At 55.7% G+C, this 1,227-nt stretch carries 1 rRNA gene; it reads left to right on the top strand.

Annotation, left to right across the window (positions count from 1 at the left end):
- Positions 1 to 1,227 (top strand): 23S ribosomal RNA (locus ULO1_RS08060); the annotation flags it as partial.

Genomic DNA, 1,227 nt, shown 5'->3' with positions numbered 1-1,227 from the left:
CCTGAGTAGCGGCGAGCGAAAGGGGAGGAGCCTAAACCATACCTGTGTAAACCTGCCGGTGTTGCAGGTATGGGGTCGAGGGGCAAATCAGGCAGCGCGGCAGAGCTGCCGGGGAGTAAGAAACCTTATCTATAGGCGAAGAGGACTGGAAAGTCCCGCGACACAAGGTAAAAGCCCTGTAGCCGAAATAGATGAGGCTCCCGATTTGACCCCGAGTACCACGGGACACGAGGAACCCTGTGGGAATCCGGGAGGACCACCTCCCAAGGCTAAATACTCCTTGGCGACCGATAGTGAACTAGTACCGTGAGGGAAAGGTGAAAAGCACCCCGGGAGGGGAGTGAAAAAGAACCTGAAACCGTGTGCCTACAAGCAGTCAGAGCCCGATTTAGCGGGTAATGGCGTGCCTTTTGTAGAATGAACCGGCGAGTTACGGTAGCAAGCGAGGTTAAGGCGGAGAGCCGGAGCCGAAGCGAAAGCGAGTCTGAAGAGGGCGATAAGTTTGCTGCCGTAGACCCGAAACCGGGTGATCTACCCATGTCCAGGGTGAAGCGGGAGTAAAGTCTCGTGGAGGCCCGAACCGACCGACGTTGAAAAGTCGGCGGATGAGGTGTGGGTAGGGGTGAAATGCCAATCGAACCCGGAGATAGCTGGTTCTCCCCGAAATAGCTTTAGGGCTAGCCTCAGGGGATGAGTTATGGAGGTAGAGCACTGAATGGGCTAGGGGCCTGAGCAAGGTTACCGAACCTTATCAAACTGCGAATGCCATAACTTGGACCCTGGGAGTCAGACTATGAGGGATAAGCTTCATAGTCGAGAGGGAAACAGCCCAGACCGCCGATTAAGGTCCCGAAGTACAGGCTAAGTGGGAAAGGATGTGCAGCTGCATAGACAACCAGGATGTTGGCTTAGAAGCAGCCATCATTTAAAGAGTGCGTAATAGCTCACTGGTCGAGTGGTTGTGCGCCGAAAATGTCCGGGGCTAAGCCTGTCACCGAAATCGCGGCTTCAGCCTGATGAAGGTTGAGGGGTAGGGGAGCGTTCCATGGGCGGAGAAGGCATACCGAGAGGAGTGCTGGAGCGCATGGAAGTGAGAATGCCGGTATAAGTATGCGAAAAGGCAGGTGAGAATCCTGCCCGCCGAAAACCTGAGGTTTCCTGGGGAAGGCTCGTCCGCCCAGGGTAAGTCGGGACCTAAGCCGAGGCCGAAGAGGCGTAGGTGATGGA

Source organism: Carboxydocella sp. ULO1 (assembly GCF_002049255.1).
GTDB lineage: Bacteria > Bacillota.
Note: the sequence above shows the minus strand (reverse complement) of the source record. Positions and strands in the feature narration are given on the sequence as shown.